Origin of the sequence: Providencia sp. wls1914 (assembly GCF_009706645.1) — a bacterium.
Taxonomy (GTDB): Bacteria; Pseudomonadota; Gammaproteobacteria; order Enterobacterales; family Enterobacteriaceae; genus Providencia; species Providencia zhijiangensis.
Genome location: NZ_WLUN01000016.1, coordinates 596940 through 613579, shown reverse-complemented (window position 1 = coordinate 613579; position 16640 = coordinate 596940). Strand labels below are relative to the sequence as shown.

14 protein-coding genes and 3 pseudogenes are annotated in these 16640 nt (G+C 38.7%); 7 read left to right on the top strand and 10 right to left on the bottom strand.

Features of this window, described 5'->3' with window-relative positions:
- Positions 1 to 305: 305 nt before the first annotated feature.
- A complete protein-coding gene (locus tag GKR74_RS13530; RefSeq protein ID WP_154603978.1) occupies positions 306 to 1928 on the top strand; it encodes a peptide ABC transporter substrate-binding protein in 1623 nt (540 codons plus the stop codon).
- Between the two features lie 360 nt (positions 1929 to 2288).
- A complete protein-coding gene (gene zntB, locus GKR74_RS13525; protein WP_108479002.1) occupies positions 2289 to 3272 on the top strand; it encodes a zinc transporter ZntB in 984 nt (327 codons plus the stop codon).
- Positions 3273 to 3540: 268 nt separating this feature from the next.
- On the opposite strand, the gene ttcA is transcribed toward zntB, so the two are convergent.
- From ttcA to GKR74_RS13495, 6 genes and pseudogenes are all read right to left on the bottom strand, one after another.
- Entirely contained in the window at positions 3541 to 4455 is a 915-nt protein-coding gene (ttcA, locus tag GKR74_RS13520; RefSeq protein ID WP_154603977.1) for a tRNA 2-thiocytidine(32) synthetase TtcA, read from the bottom strand.
- A 404-nt stretch (positions 4456 to 4859) separates the two neighbouring features.
- Positions 4860 to 5510 (bottom strand): DUF421 domain-containing protein, encoded by a 651-nt coding sequence (locus tag GKR74_RS13515; RefSeq protein WP_154603976.1) that lies wholly within the window; start codon positions 5508 to 5510, stop codon positions 4860 to 4862.
- Between the two features lie 8 nt (positions 5511 to 5518).
- A complete protein-coding gene (locus tag GKR74_RS13510) occupies positions 5519 to 5965 on the bottom strand; it encodes a DUF3290 domain-containing protein (RefSeq protein WP_154603975.1) in 447 nt (148 codons plus the stop codon).
- 322 nt (positions 5966 to 6287) lie between these two features.
- The gene (locus GKR74_RS13505) at positions 6288 to 7607 is read right to left on the bottom strand and encodes a cytochrome c (RefSeq protein WP_154603974.1); all 1320 of its coding nucleotides are present in this window, start codon (positions 7605 to 7607) and stop codon (positions 6288 to 6290) included.
- A gap of 11 nt (positions 7608 to 7618) precedes the next feature.
- Entirely contained in the window at positions 7619 to 8185 is a 567-nt protein-coding gene (locus GKR74_RS13500) for a (2Fe-2S)-binding protein (protein WP_154603973.1), read from the bottom strand.
- Positions 8140 to 11100 (bottom strand): annotated as a pseudogene (locus tag GKR74_RS13495) (xanthine dehydrogenase family protein molybdopterin-binding subunit). Before GKR74_RS13495 ends, GKR74_RS13500 begins: the two are co-directional and overlap by 46 nt.
- A gap of 1082 nt (positions 11101 to 12182) precedes the next feature.
- On the opposite strand from GKR74_RS13495, the gene cspE reads away from it, so the two are divergent.
- The 3 genes and pseudogenes from cspE to GKR74_RS13480 all read left to right on the top strand — a co-directional run bounded on the left by cspE (position 12183) and on the right by GKR74_RS13480 (position 13505).
- Positions 12183 to 12395 carry a transcription antiterminator/RNA stability regulator CspE gene (gene cspE / locus GKR74_RS13490; RefSeq protein WP_036954791.1) on the top strand — a complete coding sequence of 71 codons (213 nt, stop codon included), beginning with the start codon at positions 12183 to 12185 and terminating at the stop codon, positions 12393 to 12395.
- 334 nt (positions 12396 to 12729) lie between these two features.
- A complete protein-coding gene (locus GKR74_RS13485; protein ID WP_154603971.1) occupies positions 12730 to 13185 on the top strand; it encodes an Hsp20 family protein in 456 nt (151 codons plus the stop codon).
- Between the two features lie 119 nt (positions 13186 to 13304).
- Positions 13305 to 13505 (top strand): annotated as a pseudogene (locus GKR74_RS13480) (hypothetical protein).
- 502 nt (positions 13506 to 14007) lie between these two features.
- Here the strand turns inward: GKR74_RS13480 and GKR74_RS13475 are convergent.
- Positions 14008 to 14241: a DUF1161 domain-containing protein gene (locus GKR74_RS13475; protein WP_036954782.1), complete on the bottom strand. Its 234-nt coding sequence runs from the start codon at positions 14239 to 14241 to the stop codon at positions 14008 to 14010.
- Between the two features lie 170 nt (positions 14242 to 14411).
- Positions 14412 to 14543, bottom strand: coding sequence for an entericidin A/B family lipoprotein (locus GKR74_RS13470; RefSeq protein ID WP_036954779.1), 132 nt, complete (start codon positions 14541 to 14543; stop codon positions 14412 to 14414).
- Between the two features lie 242 nt (positions 14544 to 14785).
- Here GKR74_RS13470 and GKR74_RS13465 point away from each other — a divergent pair.
- Positions 14786 to 15022 (top strand): annotated as a pseudogene (locus GKR74_RS13465) (DUF4113 domain-containing protein).
- 15 nt (positions 15023 to 15037) lie between these two features.
- Here the strand turns inward: GKR74_RS13465 and GKR74_RS13460 are convergent.
- Positions 15038 to 15382 (bottom strand): two pore domain potassium channel family protein, encoded by a 345-nt coding sequence (locus GKR74_RS13460; protein ID WP_154603968.1) that lies wholly within the window; start codon positions 15380 to 15382, stop codon positions 15038 to 15040.
- 180 nt (positions 15383 to 15562) lie between these two features.
- Between GKR74_RS13460 and GKR74_RS13455 the strand changes: the two genes are divergently transcribed.
- The gene (locus GKR74_RS13455; protein WP_154603967.1) at positions 15563 to 15922 is read left to right on the top strand and encodes an MmcQ/YjbR family DNA-binding protein; all 360 of its coding nucleotides are present in this window, start codon (positions 15563 to 15565) and stop codon (positions 15920 to 15922) included.
- An 88-nt stretch (positions 15923 to 16010) separates the two neighbouring features.
- On the opposite strand, the gene ivy is transcribed toward GKR74_RS13455, so the two are convergent.
- Positions 16011 to 16457 (bottom strand): Ivy family C-type lysozyme inhibitor, encoded by a 447-nt coding sequence (gene ivy / locus GKR74_RS13450; protein ID WP_154603966.1) that lies wholly within the window; start codon positions 16455 to 16457, stop codon positions 16011 to 16013.
- Positions 16458 to 16640 lie beyond the last annotated feature (183 nt).

Sequence of the window (16640 nt, the reverse complement as noted above, 5' to 3'; positions counted from 1 at the left end):
GAAGGTTGCGCTGCATTATACAAGTAATAAGCCCTATTAAGAGTTTATGTTTTTTATTATGTATCATCCTAAAATACCATATTCAACGCGATAAAAAGAGCGCTTTGTGCCGTGTTTTACTTGTTATATGATGAAGTGAAAGCTAATTTTAAACTGACAATCAAGTCAATGAGTTATTCGCCTATCACGGCTAAGACCTTGGCATGTCAAATATCAATTTAGCAGTTTGTAATGGGTTAATTCATCAAAGCTTAGCGAATAACGCTGAGCGATCCTCTTTTTGATTAATAGATAGAAATAATAATATGCATAAACGTTCATTGACCTCTTTAGCTGTATTCATTTCATCACTTTTCCTTTCTACACCGGTTATCAGTGCTACGGTTCCTGCTGGTACTGTTTTAGCTGAAAATCAAGAAGTTGTACGCCATCTGAAAGATGAGCCAGCATCGTTAGACCCAATTAAATCTGTTGGACTGACTGAAGCTCAAGTGATGCGTGATTTGTTTGAAGGCTTAGTTAATCAAGATAATCATGGGAAGCCGATACCGGGTGTTGCACTAAATTGGCACACCGATGACAACCGCACTTGGATTTTTCAGTTACGCCCTGAAGCGTCATGGTCAAATGGCGAGCCTGTTACCGCTGATGATTTCGTTTACAGCTGGCGTCGTTTAGTCACGCCAACCAATACATCGCCATTTGCTTGGTTTGCAGCATTAGCAGGAATTAATAATGCGCAGGATATTATTGATGGTAAGTTGCCGCCAGAACAGTTAGGGGTGGAAGCTGTCGATAAACACACATTGAAAATTGTGTTAAATAAGCCAGTTCCTTATTTTCCGTCATTAACCGCAAATTTTAGCTTATTTCCGGTTCATCGCGGAACTATTGAACAATATGGAGCAGATTGGATTAAAGTCGGTAATTTGGTTGGAAACGGGGCATTTGAGCTGAATGACCGCGTTGTTAACGAGAAAATCGTATTAACACCAAATCCGCACTATTGGGATCATAAAAATACAGTGATCACTAAAGTGACTTTTGTTCCCATCAACCAAGAATCTCATGCGACTAACCGCTATTTAGCGGGGGATTTAGATATCACGGAATCCTTTCCAAAGCAGCGCTATCAAAAATTATTACAAGATATTCCTAACGAAGTTTTTACTCCGGATCAACTCGGTACCTATTACTACGCATTTAATACCCAGCGCGCGCCGACCAATGATGTCAGGGTTCGTCAGGCATTAACAATGGCAATTGACCGCCAATTGATTGCTAGCAAAGTCTTAGGGACAGGGGAAAAACCCGCGAATTATTTTACACCCGATGTGACAGCAGGTTTTAAGCCACAAAAAGGGCTGTATCAGACTCATAAACAAAAAGAGTTAGACCAACAAGCTAAAGCATTATTGAAACAAGCAGGGTACAGTGAAGCGCATCCTTTGGAATTGACGTTGCTGTATAACAGCTCAGAAAACCATCAAAAAATTGCCATTGCGATTGCTTCTATGTGGAAGAAAAAACTCGGAGTACAAGTTAAATTAGTTAACCAAGAGTGGAAAACCTATATTGATAGCCGTAACACCGGAAATTTTGATGTGATCCGTGCTTCTTGGATTGGTGATTTTAATGAGCCATCGACATTCTTATCACTGCTAACTTCTCAACATAGTGGCAATATTCCTAAGTTTAATAGTCCGCAATATGACGCATTAATGACTTCAGCCAGTATTGAAACGAATGATGCGCAGCGTAATGTGTATTACAACCAAGCAGAAGCCATTATTGCAAAAGAAGCGCCAATTGCGCCAATTTATCAATATACGAATGCGCGCTTGATTAAACCGTGGTTAAAAGGTTATCCGATTGAAAATCCAGAGGATGTGGCATATAGCCATAGCTTCTATATGATTAAGCATTAGAATGATATTTAGCCAGTGCAGATGTGCTGGTTAAATTTTGGGAGCCCCAAAATAAAAAAAACTCCTTCCACTGGAGAGTCGGAAGGAGGACCAAAAAGGAATAAACACTACAGAGCTAATAATAGGAAAAAACTTTGCTGTTTTATTGCTAATTTGTGTCAATCAAATGGGATCTCTCTAGCAAAAATTGAGAAATTTCATTGGGCTATAAATTTTGCATAACATCTTATTTTACTGTTTTTATTTTCCTTTGCTTAACACCTACTTAAACTTTGTATTTTGATTTTGTTATTGAAATCATTGCAATATTCCCTTTAATCAACTAAAAATACCTTACTTTTCAATTTAAGGAGATATTGCATGGCGTCGACCTATGGATCGCAATTTCAACACTCTAACCCCGTTCATGCCTTTCAGTTAGATGGAGACGGTGGTGTTCTTCCAATCGATTTAAATGCCACTGCAACACAGCAATCTCCATTTTGGCTGCATTACGATTATAAAAATAAAGAGACGTCTAGCTGGATCCAACAGACTGATTTGTTTAATGACCAAGTGAAATCGTCACTGACGGGTAAAATGAATCGTATGCGGATGGTGCGTATTGGTGATGGCGTTCTACTGACATTACAAACTCTGAATAACACGGCAGGACAACGCCCTGAACAATTGGTGGCCTTTCGTATTTTTATGAATAGCCGTTTGATTGTTTCATGTCGTCACCGACGTGTTCACTCATTGGATTCTGTTATTGATGATCTTAAAGAAGGCGTCGGTGCTCAGAGTACCGGTGAATGGCTTGCCGATGTCACCGATGCGATGACCGATGAAATTAGTGATTTCACCGATTCTCTTCACGAGCGTCTTATTGAAATGGAAGACTTGATATTACATGGTGAAATTCCTGAGCGTGGGGAATTAGCGTTATTGCGTAAACAGATTATTGTCGTACGCCGTTATATGGCGCCGCAGCGGGATATGTTCTCTCGATTAACCGCTGAAAAATTATTATGGTTAGATGATAACGACAGACGTCGTTTACAAGAAATTTCAGACAGATTAGGGCGCTGTATTGAAGATTTAGATGGTTTTATTGCTCGTACTGCCATTATGTCTGATGAAATTACGAATATGATGACGGAAATGATGAATCGCCGAATTTATACCATGTCATTAATGGCGATGATATTTTTACCAACCACATTTTTAACCGGTTTATTTGGTGTGAACTTAGGGGGGATCCCCGGTAATGAATTTAAGTTTGCTTTTAGTGCGTTCTGTTTATTACTCGCCTGCTTAATCGCTACAGTATTTTGGTGGTTAAAAAGAAGTCGATGGCTATAAGAAAGGTGAATTGTTCTGAATAATGGGCGCTAGTTTGAGATAAATCAATAAAGGGTATAGGGTTTTAAGGCAATATTACTCCCGCAGGTGAATGCAACGTTGAGCGATGAACGTTGTGCTCCATAATTGTAGTTTTTCTCATATTGAGTTCTTATACAGAATAATTGACCACTGTAATGCCGATGTATTTTACATCGGCTTTTTTTTTGCATAAAATCTGACGCCACCCCTGAATTTCTCCAGAGATAGCGGATCAATTTTTATTATCTTACTTAACTTCAATCACATCTAAGCGCTCAGCACTGTAGTCTGGCTGATCATCTTCATCAATCATTGGCTGAGCAGGCAATTCTTCGCGGTCAAAAGCCATATCACCACCATTGATCACTGCATCACCATGTGAAATATTTTTGAAATCAAATAGTTCAGTATCACATAAGTGAGATGATACAACGTTTTGAGTTGCTCTAAACATGGTTTCAATACGTCCAGGGTAACGTTTATCCCAATCGCGCAGCATCTCTTTAATGACTTGGCGCTGTAAATTAGGCTGGGATCCACACAAGTTACAAGGAATGATAGGGAATCCTTTAGCTTCAGCAAAACGCTCAATATCTTTTTCGCGGCAATAGGCCAGAGGGCGAATAACAATGTGCTTGCCATCGTCACTCATCAATTTTGGTGGCATGCCTTTTAATTTACCGCCGTAGAACATGTTTAAAAACAGGGTCTGCAAAATATCGTCGCGGTGATGGCCGAGTGCAATCTTGGTCGCGCCTAACTCTGTCGCGGTGCGATATAAGATACCGCGACGTAAACGAGAGCACAGGGAACAAGTGGTTTTCCCTTCAGGAATTTTTTCTTTTACGATGCCATAGGTGTTTTCTTCGACAATTTTATACTCAACACCGAGTTCGTCTAAGTAAGCTGGCAAAATGTGTTCAGGGAAGCCCGGTTGTTTTTGGTCTAAGTTAACAGCGACCAAAGAGAATGAAATTGGGGCACTTTTTTGCAGGCTTTGCAAAATAGACAGCAGGGTATAGCTATCTTTTCCCCCAGACAGGCAGACCATGATACGGTCGCCTTCTTCGATCATATTAAAATCGGCGATGGCTTGCCCAACATCACGACGAATTCTTTTTTGGAGTTTGTTTAAGTTGTATTGTTCTTTCTGTGTATTCATTCTGTACTATTCTGTGTTGTCGCTGAGTATTTAACTTTATAAAAAATAAAAGAAATTTTGTTTTTTCTGTTATCGCTTTGCAGGCTAAAGTCGCTAGAGACAAAAGCTACGATGCATAAAGGCATTTACGAAACAGATAAAAAACAGAAGCTCATTTATGGAGGTGAAGTTTTCAGGGGCACATGATAGCAGATGGATGAGGATTTTTGATACAGGTTAGTGAAAAAGGTTCTATTCCATGGTCATACTCTTATAGATTTGAAGGTAAGTTAAGTAGGATAATATCCTGATTTATCGCTAAAATAGGCGCGAGACAAGCTTAGAGTGATTTTGGTTTAAGGGCATGACCCAAATACCAAAAGCGGTAAGTGTTCTGTCAGTGCTATACAAGGTGTGAATCTAACTTAATCTGCGTTATTCTTTTTTTCATATCCATATAAATTAATCCTACCAGACAAATACTCACCTAAATACACTTCACTGATTTTACTGAAACCTTGTTTCGAGATATTGTTTTCTAACCACTCAATGTCTTTGTTGATGATTTCGAGTAAGTCATAGTTAGCTAAGCCGTCAACTATAATTGGATAACGTATATTTTCATCGCCACTTTGGATAATGGTCAATTGCCCATTTTGTTCGAGAACAACGCGTTTTAGTTGCTCTATTTCGTATATGCCATTTGATCTTAGTTTGAACATCAAATCATTAGCGGAAACACCATTTTTTAGACATTCTTTAACGTTAACGCTGCCATTATGTACCAAGGTTATAGGCTTGCCGTCAATAATTCGTTTAATGAACGGATTATTTTCTTTTAAAAATTTAAGGGCAAAAACAAGCAAAGTCCAGATGATTAACACGAGTATAAATTGCAGTACTGTTATTGATTCATTGTAAATGACGCCACCGATAATACCGCCTAGAACATAGTTTTGGACTTGATCCATTGCGGATGAGGGGGCTAAATTCCCTTTGCCCATAAGGTTTATTTGAACAATCAGACATAGAATCCCCAATCCAAGTTTTATAATAATAGGTGTATAAATAATCATTTCATGCCTTATTTTTTTATGATTTTAATTTCGGGATTTGTTAACCAAACTTTTTCTAAGCTGTAAGTTTGTTGATCTAAGCTTAAATGAAGGCGGTAATACCGGTCATCAATTTTAATGATGATGCCATCGGATAATTGTACAGAGTTAGAAAATATAGAATTTATATCTACACCTTTTTCTTTTGATAATAACCTTACGAAATTAACCATTTGGGATGATTTTGAGTGTATATTTTGACTATCGGTATAATCTTGATACTGAATACCTGAAATGAAAAGTAAAAATAGGAAGGCGATAATCGTTAAATCCCGATATTTAGTTTGTAGGCGATGTCGCATATACAGGATGAAAAAAATGATTAAAGCAAATAAAGTTCCAAAAATGACAATGTATTTTAAATAATCATTTATATTAGACTGCGCTTGCAAATAATCTATCCCATAAAAATTCATATAAAAATCATTCCTGATTGTTCACGATATTCATTGTTATTATAGTGACTTATTAGCATTTTAGCTCTGATATTAAACTCTAATTTTGAGTTGTCAGTCATTACCCAAGATCTGTCATTGATTTTTATGCTGAAGTTAAAAGTTGTCGATGAATTCAGTGGTTATCAAAGAAAGCATTTCGAAAACCTGCATGTGGGATTAATTCAAGATAAGCTTTTAGGTAACAAGAATATTAATGGGAATTTTATTCAAATATCGTAATGGAAATAATAATGACGCTTCCCTTCAACAAATAAGTCATTTGAAGAGAAGCGATGAATGATTACTGAGCTGCTTTTTTCAGTTTTTCAACTTGTTCGGCGGTGACGGGTTTACCTTGTCCCCCCCATTCGGCACGTGCCCATGATATTAAATCTGCCATTTCTTGTGGCGTTAAATCATCGGCAAAGCTTGGCATAGCATACATACGCTGCCCATTAGGGAAAGTGGTGGTTGGAATACCCGTTAACACTACACTTATAAAGGTTTCGGGGCTGTTCATTGCTAAGATGGCGTTACCTTTTAACGCTGGAATACCATTAGGTACACCTTCTCCGGTGATCCCGTGGCAGCCTGCGCAGGTAGACATATACATTAAGCGACCCGTTTCCATGATTTGACTGACATCACCCACTTCTGGTGAGTTTGCCTCGGGCAATGGAGCAGGCGAAGCTTCGGCTCCAAGTATTTTTCCTTGTTTATCCGTCATTAAATAAATTGCCATGTCATTAACATCGCTTTTATTCATCTGGCTAGTAGAAAAATGAGTCACTGTGCTCATATCTGCAAATGCTGAGCCTTGCGGGGCATTCCCTGTAAGTAGGAATTGGCGCAAAGAGGCGGTATCGTATCCATGTTTGGAAAGCGCTTCGGCTGTAATATCAGGGATTGCTAAACCGGCTTCTTCACCCCCTTGAAGTGACCGTGAAAACTCGACACCCATCATTAAATTACGTGGTGAGTGACAAGCGCCACAGTGTGCTAGACCTTCAACAATATAAGCACCTCGGTTCCACTCGGCAGAGCGTTGTGGGTCATGAGGTGCATTTTGTTTAGGGAAATTGAGCAAAGTCCAGAAGTTCATAAATGGGCGAACGGGTAGGACAAATACACCTGTATTTTCTTTGTTTGGTACATTGATTGGCGGAAGTGACATCACATAAGCATATAGGGCATCAATATCATCTGATGTCGTCATATGGGTAAATACAAACGGCATGGCAGGGTAGAGATTGCCTCTTTCTTTACCAATTCCGTCTTTCAAAGCACGATGGAAATCAGCACGGGTATAGTTACCGATACCAAATTGCTTATCAGGCGTGATATTTGTGGAATAAATGGTACCAAAAGGGGTTCCGATAGCACGCCCACCCGCAGCCAATGGCCCTTCAGGTAATGAGTGGCAACCAAAGCAATCTCCAGCCGTTGCCAATTCTTGCCCTCTTGGCAGCAATTTGGCGACTTCTTCTGAAGTCAGCGGTTTATCTAAATCAGGGCCGATACTGGAAGTACGAAAAGCACCAAATAGGATCGCAAGCATTAATATGATGAATAATAAGATAATAATATAAATGCTTTTACGTAGAGAGCTGGATTTAGCCATGAGGTTTCTCCCTAATCGATCACGCAGCCAGGAGTGTCGAGAGCGACTTTCCTCACAGCTTCATAATAGCGAACATAGCCTGTACAACGGCAAATATGCTCATTGAGGGCTTCTTCAATCGCATGTTCGAGTTGGTCTCGCTTCACTGGTTTTTTTTTCAGTTTATCAAGAAATACCGTCGCACCCGTGACGAAACCGGGGGCACAATAGCCACACTGGAACGAAAAGTTTTCGATAAAAGCTTGTTGAATTGGTGTTAATTCAACAAGTTTGCCTTGTTCATCCAGTTTGGCTTGCCCTTCGATGGTAACAATATTTTTATTGTTGAAATAATGGGCACCAAAGATACAGGTACGGCTTTCAACCGTTGAGCCATCGGGTTGAATTTCCATAATGGTGCAAGCATGGCAGATCCCTTGCCCGCAACCAAAGTGAGTGCCTGTGAGGTCAAGGTATTCATGTAAAAACTCAATCATTGGCATCCCTACAGGGACGTCAATAGGACCAGTTTTTTGGCCATTAATGGTCAGTGTTAGTGGCTTGCGCTCAATAATCGGAACGGCATTGTTGATTTTCATGAGAGTGCCTTTTTAATTTTATCTACCGTGATAGGGAATTCATAGAAACGCTTACCCGTCGCATGGGTTAATGCGTTACTCGTCGCAGGTAAGATAGGGATCATTCCCAGTTCTGCCATGCCTTTTGGTGGCGAAGTTTCTGATAGGGGAGGTAAGTAATCAATGGTTTGTTGCCAAACAGCAACATCTTTTGCGCGTGGCAGAACATAGCGATTAAAGTTCCAGGTTCCATTACCTGGCCCATCTTCATAGAGTGGTAATTCTTCCATCAATGCGTGGCCAATACCCATCGCGGTGCCCCCCTGAATTTGGCCTGAAACCAATTCAGGGACAATCATCATACCGGGGTCCATAATCATATGGTGGCGCATGATATCGATCTCACCCGTCATCGTATTGACGTTGAGCTCGACGAGGCAGGAAGCTGGTGTGACTGTAGTTGGGTCAGCTTTTGCGCGTTGTGTTGGTGGGTAATAGGCAATTTTACGTTTAATAAAATGGTAACCGCCAGTTGTCATCTGCTTTTTCAGTTCTTGTGGAGCACCTTCGCCATAACGAACGGATATTGCATCGAGAGGGAGATTTTTCAAGCCCACAGTTGGGATATCGAACTCTGCGCGAGCCCACTGCCAGCTTGAATAGCCGTGAACAGCGACTCCGGTGATAAGCCCCATTTCATGGGCTCTTTTGGCTAAAATGTCAAAAGGAATGGGCTTCATTCCACCACCGCCAATACCGTCTGGTCCGACACGAATGTCTGCAAATTCAACATTTAAGCCATTGAAAGCTCCTCCGCCAGGGCCTTCACTCCAAATGCTTTTGGCCGCAGGCCATAGGGTATTTTCTAATAAAAAATGACCTGCTTGGCGTGTACCAAATCCAATGTAATAAACGCCGCTCGATGAACTCATGTCAGGGATCAGCGCAGGTGTCCAATAGGGATCAGTTTTTGACAGTTCATCTTGTTTTTTCTGATCTGCCCAACTGGTTTTGAGTGGCAGTTCTGCAAATTCAGTTACCCCAAACTCAACCACATCAGGGGCTTTGCTGAGTGCTTGCCACACCATGACTTGCTGTGCGGTTGTGCCTCCGGTACCAATTTCTTGCATGCAATGGCGCATTGTCAGCTTGCCATTCGCATCAAATTCAAGAGAAAGAATCGTTGGAACACCGCTAGAGCCATAAACTTGCTGCACTTGCGCAAAGCCAACGCCGTATAATTTACCGGGATTTTTTGCTTCATAATCGACTTTATTTTTCTCACGATCGACCCAAATCGGGTGTTTTTCCGCAAGATTTAACATTTCGACATTGCGAGGGTCACCCGCGATTACACCACCTTGTGTATTCGGATAACCTTCTAATATGGCATTACGGCGGCGCAGTTCAATTGGGTCAATATTGAGGTTGTGAGCGATTTCATCGACCATCAATTCAGTGACTGCCATCGACTGTAAGGAACCAAAGCCACGCATTGAGCCCGCTTCGACAGCCGGGGTGGCCATGGCGAGAGCGGTGAGGTCAGATTTAGGGAAATAATAAATAGATTGGGCGCCACGTACCGCAACGTGTGATACGGCAACCGAGAGGTTTTCACGGCCTCCACCATTACAGTTATAAGTACCTTTTAATACATCAAATTTGCCCGTTTTTTTATCACCGATAATGGTGACATCCATCTCAATAGAGTGGCGCTTCATTCCCATTTGGAATTGTTCATAGCGGTCATTTGCCATGCGAACAGGCAAACCATCAGCATAGAAACTGGCGACCATCGAGTAGAAAGGAAAAACCGAATAGTCTTTTGAGCCATAACCGACGGTAGAACCGGTTAATAAAATAATATTTTCGACAGGAAAATGTTTGTTGTGCTTCGATAACTCCGCAGCGGCGTTGACAACTCCTGCAGGAGACTGTGTCGCGGTTAAGATATGCAGTGTTTTGGTTTGTACGTCATACCAAGTATTACAGTTATCAGGCTCCATTGCGCAGGGGTCAATGGATTGTGAAAAACCATGGCGCTCAATCACAAACTTGTCAGGATTCTGGCGAGCTGCTGCGATTTCTTGCTCAATTTGCCGTGCGTAATCCATCGCCTTTTCTTGTTTATCAGGGCTTTTTTCTGCTTGATGAAGGGCTTGAATAAAACCACCACCACGATCTTTACGGATCACTGGTGGAATAGAAATGGCGTGTTTGGGGTCATAAGGAGGCCAAATAGGAGTATTGCCATCGAAGCCACCTTTAATACCTGAATCTTGATAAGGGGAAAAGATAGAAGGTGAAAGTGGGGTGTCACCTCCGATACGTACGTATCGTGCTGCACCATAGTTAGCAGGTGGTTTTGGCCCAGTCACCGTTCCATATTTTACGGTGTTTGTCGCAAAACGTAGCATCCGCTGCGCTGCGCTGTATTTATCGAAATCATGATAAATCAAGATGGCAACAGGGTGGCCAATAATCGGCGGGGTATCCCCTAGCGGCACTAAAATATTGGTGCCATAGAAGCCTTTTCCCATACTGGTGTCTTGAGGGATATTTAAGCCATCACGGATAAGGTCTTCTTGTAAAATAACTTTATCAGGCTGTAAATTTGGACCTAACATTGAAATATCAATGCCTTCAAAGGTTTTATCTGCCTCTGTTGCTTTTAACATAAAGGCATAGCTTTGTTTTTTAGGCCAGCCGGGGATATCTTTAGCGCGGTAATCACGAGCAAAATTTTTACGTCCGGTGACCTTTTCAACGCCATCCCAACGAAAGCGTGCTTTACCATTTTGACCTATCCAATCGGTTGATGGAGAGTCAGAATCAAGCTCCATTGCTATCGCAAAAGGGAGTTTACCCACCATCACTGCAATACCTGCAATAGTGCCTAGTTTGATGAAGTTACGTCTAGAAATATGACCCGACATAGTGTGCTCCCCGATGATATTTTTAGGGTTTTTATTATGAGGAATGGAAGTAAATAATATTTTTTAGCCACGCATTATAAGATTGTTTTATTGCGATTTAATTTGCTCGTAATTTGATGGCTAATATCAGATAGCTCAATAAGTTACATAAATAGTATGGGTATCTATAGTGATATATCAAGAACGAGTAAAGAGATTTAGACAAGAAAGTGAATAATACTGCTGGGGTCATCTTAATCTGACAGTATTGAATAAAATAACTGAGTTTTATTAGAATGTAATTTATTTAAATGATAGCAATTATTATTAATGAATAATTAAATCAATATGCATTGTATTATATAAAGCAGATAATTATGCTGAGATCGTGACAAGAGTGACTACAACATCAGAAGCTTAAGAGTCTCACTTCAGTCGGGCTTTTGGGGATTTGTATACATGATGCGCTTAAGTAAGTCGAAGGCTATTCTGAACAACTGATTTTAATTGTCAAAATGAATGGTATTTTTATTGATTAATGAGATTAATTATCATATTGTTTTCGGCTTAACTTATGAAGGAAAAGGCATGAAAAAGATAATTGATTCATTTTTTGTTGTAGCTTCATTTGTAATTGTTGCACTGTCATTTGTCTTTGCAGGTGGAATGCCTTTTGACCCAACAGAAGATGATAGTATCAAATAATTAATGGATAGAGTTTTGTCCAAGAGGTCGTCTAGTACGACCTTTTTTATTAAATTGTATTTTATGTATGGATTGATGGGATTTAAAATTATTATTTATCATTGAGTTATCTATATATTCTGGCATTGAATATATTGTTAAATCCATATTGATTATTAAAATAATCGTAGTATCTATGAAAAAAACCTTGCTATACGTAAGGATGTATGAGTAAATGCACTCATCGGTTTGGAAGTACAGACCTATTTATGAAAGCAAGTTTTGAAAAGTTCCCCCGTCTAGCGTTATCCCATAGATACCCATTCGTAGTGAATTCCTTCTAATTAGTTCCATAAGTATCAAGAAAAATCAAACCTATATGCCATGTGGCAACAATTAAAAATTCAAAGGAATTCAATATGTCTAATACAATGACTGGTTTAGTAAAATGGTTTAACGAATCTAAAGGCTTTGGCTTTATTTCTCCTGAAGATGGAAGCAAAGATGTGTTTGTTCACTTTTCTGCAATCCAAAGTGATAGCTTCAAAACCCTTAATGAAGGGCAAAAAGTCAGCTTCTCAGTAGAAAATGGCGCAAAAGGTCCAGCTGCTGTAAATGTAGTGGCACTTTAAGATCGATATCTTTATGAGATGTCCTTGAGATAAAGGCACTCTATCATTTTGAAGCAACCTAAAGTAACCATTCCGGTGTTAAATGTACTTTTGCAAAAGTACTATGAAAACTTAGACGTGTTAGTTACTTGATTGGTTATTATTAAAAACCTCGCTATGGCGGGGTTTTTTTATGCTTGCTTATATTTAATGTAAAGAATTGTAAGTGCTAGATTGAAATTTTCACTAGCGACACTATATAAGTTATGCACCAAGATAAAGAGTTAATCCATACGGGCAAATGGCTAATGGTGCTTATGTAATAGGTAGTTAGTTTTATATTGAAGGAGAAATTATGTCTAACATTAGATCTTTTTCATTATTTCCAGCATTATCTGATAACCTGCTTTCTAGCAGATTTGACCAAATGGATCGTTTATTCAGCCAATTAACTGGTAATCGACCATTAACCTCAGAACATCCATATAATTTAAAACAAATAAATGAATCAAATTATCAATTAACGGTCAGTGTTCCTGGTTATAAAGAGGATGACTTAAGCGTATCCTTAAAAGGTGGGAAACTCTATGTACAAGGTGAGCAATCAACTGAATTAGTTAATGATTCAGAGAAATGGATCCATAAAGGGATAACACAAAATAAATTTTCTCTTGAATTTAATCTCGGTAAGAATGTAAAAATTGAAAGCGCAGAGTTATCAAGCGGTTTGTTAACATTAAATATTGAATATGAAATTCCAGAAGAAGAGAAACCTCAGATCATAGCTATTGAAAATAAAGATACAAAATAATTTTTCTGTATTTTCTAACCCGTCAGCAATGGCGGGTTTTTTTTCGCCTAATATTTGTTAGTGCAGGGAACATCAAAGCCAGCTGTAAAAAATCGTAATTGTTGCTGCCACCAGCTTGGATGGTGCAATCACTGCCCGACCTACGGACTCCGTTATCCGAAATTATTGGCTACTCAGACAACGAATCGCGAAGTTCAAGCAAATGATACTTGGTTTGCAAGATAACACTAGAACGGAGCGCTTACGTTAATACCAATCAGTGAACGCTCTTGCGAAAAAAATTAAATTTATGAAAGCCAGAGTGCTTAACAAGTAGATAGAGAACTTTAAAAAGAGTGTCACTGTATCTGGTTGTTTTTTATCTTGAGCAATAATGAATAGGATGCAGGCAAGGGCAGGGATAAATATGAGTAAGAGAGTAATGGGGTTAGTATACATATATATTTATTAATACAGCTCTCTTATGTAATGAAAATTTTATCCAATAGTAAAGTATATTTTTAACAGGAAAGCAATATGGGAAACTGAGCAACAACGATTTGACAATAAAGTGGTCAACAAATCCAACTACTTAAGCTATTAATATGTTAACAATTAATATAAAAATCTCACCAATGCACAGATATCACCCCATAGCGGGTTGGGTAATTTAACTTAAATTGGATAACCATGACTACAATCACAATAGTGGTAGCGAACTTTACAAATGCTATTAACACAAATCAATTTGTGGTTGGTGAGCATTTGCTGGAAGATGATTGCGTCTTATTGCGTTGGCAATGAGAAATGAAAGGGCTTTGAAACAAGCCCTTTTTGGGGGAATTATTTTTTTGTATAAATAATTTTTTGTGTTTCATTAGAACAGTTACCTACAACAGTACCTTGTTGTGAGGCTGCTTCTTCATTTGAAACAACGGTAATGGTAAAGCTCTCTTCAGGCACGCCATTGTTAATAATTTTTTGCGTAATTTCTTCAACAACGCTTTCACATGACGCACTCGCAATGGCTGGAATAAATAATGTTATTAATGTAGCAATAATTATTCTTCTTTTCATATGTAATATTCCTTATAAGCTGGAGTCAGTTAATAGAAATTCTTCTAAAAAAGCTTAATAAGTATACTTAAATGAAATATTTAAAGCTATCCATTGATAGTCGTAAAACACTAGAAGATATCTTCATCTCTAACCCGCTAGTGTTTTATTAATCTGTTAAATGTAGGCTTTTACTGGGCTACTCTCTGTATTGCCTTACCTCCAGCCTCTATGTCTTCGCCAACACCTTTAGTGGTATTACAGGCAGTTAATGTGAAAACAACAGCTAATGAGCAAATGAGGAAACTGATTTTTTTCAACATATTTTCTTCCTTTTAGGTGTGAAGTTATAAGTTACAAAAGATCATTTTAATTATAGCAGAACAACTTGATTGATATTTTCATTTGAATAGAGCTGTAATATTAGCTTCTATCATTGATATTGAATCATAAGGTCAGTGATATCTGAAAAATGAAAATGAGTTGCTATATTTTTAGTATTAATACTTTAAGTGCTAGCACTTATTTCGCTATCAATCAATATTAGCAATGAAGGGTACATTCTATGATATTAGAAGAGATATTTATCCGTATGCTTAATATTTCTCAATGCTTATTAATCGGTCTTCTTTTAATATTATCATCCATCACTTTACCACTCTGGTTGGGGTTTTCTGTGAAAGGAAGAGATAGTGGATATCAGATGAAGAGTGAAATGTTCTCACCAGCATACACGACAAATTTTGATGAATTGCCAGTGGCGAGAGCTTGAAAAGATCATGCTTTAGGTCATGGCGTTTAACCAGACGAGGTTTTTTTACTCATCATCTAAATGGAATTTGTGTAACATTCGATGCGCAATAGGCGCAAATATCAATCCTAGAGTGGTCATAAAAACCAGACTGGTGAATACACCATAAAAAGCGAAAAAAATCTTTCCTGAAATGTTTTGCGGAACAATGTATGGACCAATTCCGTTAGCGATAAAGGCACTGTTGAATGTAGCATCATGCCAACTTATGCTTGAATCAAAAGCTATATGCCCGACAATGCCAATGAATAAAGTGGTAACGATAAGTGCAAAAGCGTAGCCAAAATGTAATAGCATTCGTTTTAAAAAAGAGCGGAAAGAAATTAATGGCATATTTTTAGATTCAAACATAATTTTTCCTAAAAAATAATTTAATGAAGTAATTACATAATAAACTGATGTAAGATTACCTAAAATTTTTATTTTGACAATAGTGTCATAAGTTAGGCGAAATTCGGGCATTTTTTCGTTTGTTGCAATTTATATTCTCGCCAAGTTAGCATAATTGAAACTTATTAGTAGGATGGTGAGATGAAAAAAAATGAACTTATGGAGTATATCCAGAGTAATTATGGTGCAGTTGCTGAGTACCCATGGGCTAAATTTCCTAGTTACATCATTTATAGGCATAAAAATAACGCAAAGTGGTTTGCTGCCATTCTGACGATTTCATCAAAGAAATTATATGAAAGCGAGCGTGATGAGATGGTAAATATTGTAAACCTCAAATCTCCTCCTGAATTAGTGGGTTCGTTGAGGTTAAAGGAAGGGGTATATCCAGCATATCATATGAATAAAGAGCACTGGATTACTATAAAGTTGGACAGTGGATTTCCAGAAGATGAGCTTAAAGCGTTGATTGATGAGAGTTACAAATTGACTGCAAAGTAATTAATCTAGCCCGTCCTTGGGCTTCTACCTTAATGCCATTCGATTGGCATCTGTGGGCTAATTTTGCAAGTAACCTCTTTAATTTTAATTACTTATAGTTGAAGTCATTAGGGTGATTATCGAGGCTACCCGTAAGAGCCGCAAATAAAACTGTTTTCCCATCGATTGATAAGTCATCGGTGATATTAAACCAGAGTAAATCCTCAGTATTGTTCTTTTCATCATTTGAAGAGAATACACCTGCCATCACATTCTTTTCTTTAGAGTACATAATCGCAATTCGCTCTGCAGGGCAATTGTGAGGTTTGCACGCTGTTGCTACTTGGTATTCATTACCGTTTAAAGTCACAGTATTTGATGGGGATTCAGTGCCACCAGTTAAGATCCATGACGGGAGGTCGTTGTTTTTTACAACTTGTTGGAGTGCTGCTTTAGTATTTGCATCACTAGCTAACTTACTGATAGTTAAATCGTTGCCAGCATGAGCATTGGCTGCGATGAAAAGAGCTGCGATGAGTGTCAATTTTCTAAGCATGTTAATAATCCTTTGTGTGTTTAAAGGTTATCTGGTTAGTGAAAAAGGTTCTATCTCGTGTTCGTGTTCTTATCGGTTTGAAGGGAGGTATAGCTTCACCGGCGATTGTGCAACACTAAATCGATAGATGAGTTTTATTGAAACTGGTTATATATATTTCATTGCAATGTAACTTGGAGTGTA

Coding starts and splice junctions, on each gene's coding strand:
- GKR74_RS13500 (WP_154603973.1), bottom strand. CDS start 8,185: ATGAAAATCAACAATGCCGTTCCGATTATTGAGCGCAAGCCACTAACA.
- GKR74_RS13475 (WP_036954782.1), bottom strand. CDS start 14,241: ATGAAAAGAAGAATAATTATTGCTACATTAATAACATTATTTATTCCA.
- cspE (WP_036954791.1), top strand. CDS start 12,183: ATGTCTAATACAATGACTGGTTTAGTAAAATGGTTTAACGAATCTAAA.
- ttcA (WP_154603977.1), bottom strand. CDS start 4,455: ATGAATACACAGAAAGAACAATACAACTTAAACAAACTCCAAAAAAGA.
- ivy (WP_154603966.1), bottom strand. CDS start 16,457: ATGCTTAGAAAATTGACACTCATCGCAGCTCTTTTCATCGCAGCCAAT.
- GKR74_RS13530 (WP_154603978.1), top strand. CDS start 306: ATGCATAAACGTTCATTGACCTCTTTAGCTGTATTCATTTCATCACTT.
- GKR74_RS13485 (WP_154603971.1), top strand. CDS start 12,730: ATGTCTAACATTAGATCTTTTTCATTATTTCCAGCATTATCTGATAAC.
- GKR74_RS13505 (WP_154603974.1), bottom strand. CDS start 7,607: ATGGCTAAATCCAGCTCTCTACGTAAAAGCATTTATATTATTATCTTA.
- GKR74_RS13515 (WP_154603976.1), bottom strand. CDS start 5,510: ATGATTATTTATACACCTATTATTATAAAACTTGGATTGGGGATTCTA.
- GKR74_RS13460 (WP_154603968.1), bottom strand. CDS start 15,382: ATGTTTGAATCTAAAAATATGCCATTAATTTCTTTCCGCTCTTTTTTA.
- GKR74_RS13510 (WP_154603975.1), bottom strand. CDS start 5,965: ATGAATTTTTATGGGATAGATTATTTGCAAGCGCAGTCTAATATAAAT.
- GKR74_RS13455 (WP_154603967.1), top strand. CDS start 15,563: ATGAAAAAAAATGAACTTATGGAGTATATCCAGAGTAATTATGGTGCA.
- GKR74_RS13470 (WP_036954779.1), bottom strand. CDS start 14,543: ATGTTGAAAAAAATCAGTTTCCTCATTTGCTCATTAGCTGTTGTTTTC.
- zntB (WP_108479002.1), top strand. CDS start 2,289: ATGGCGTCGACCTATGGATCGCAATTTCAACACTCTAACCCCGTTCAT.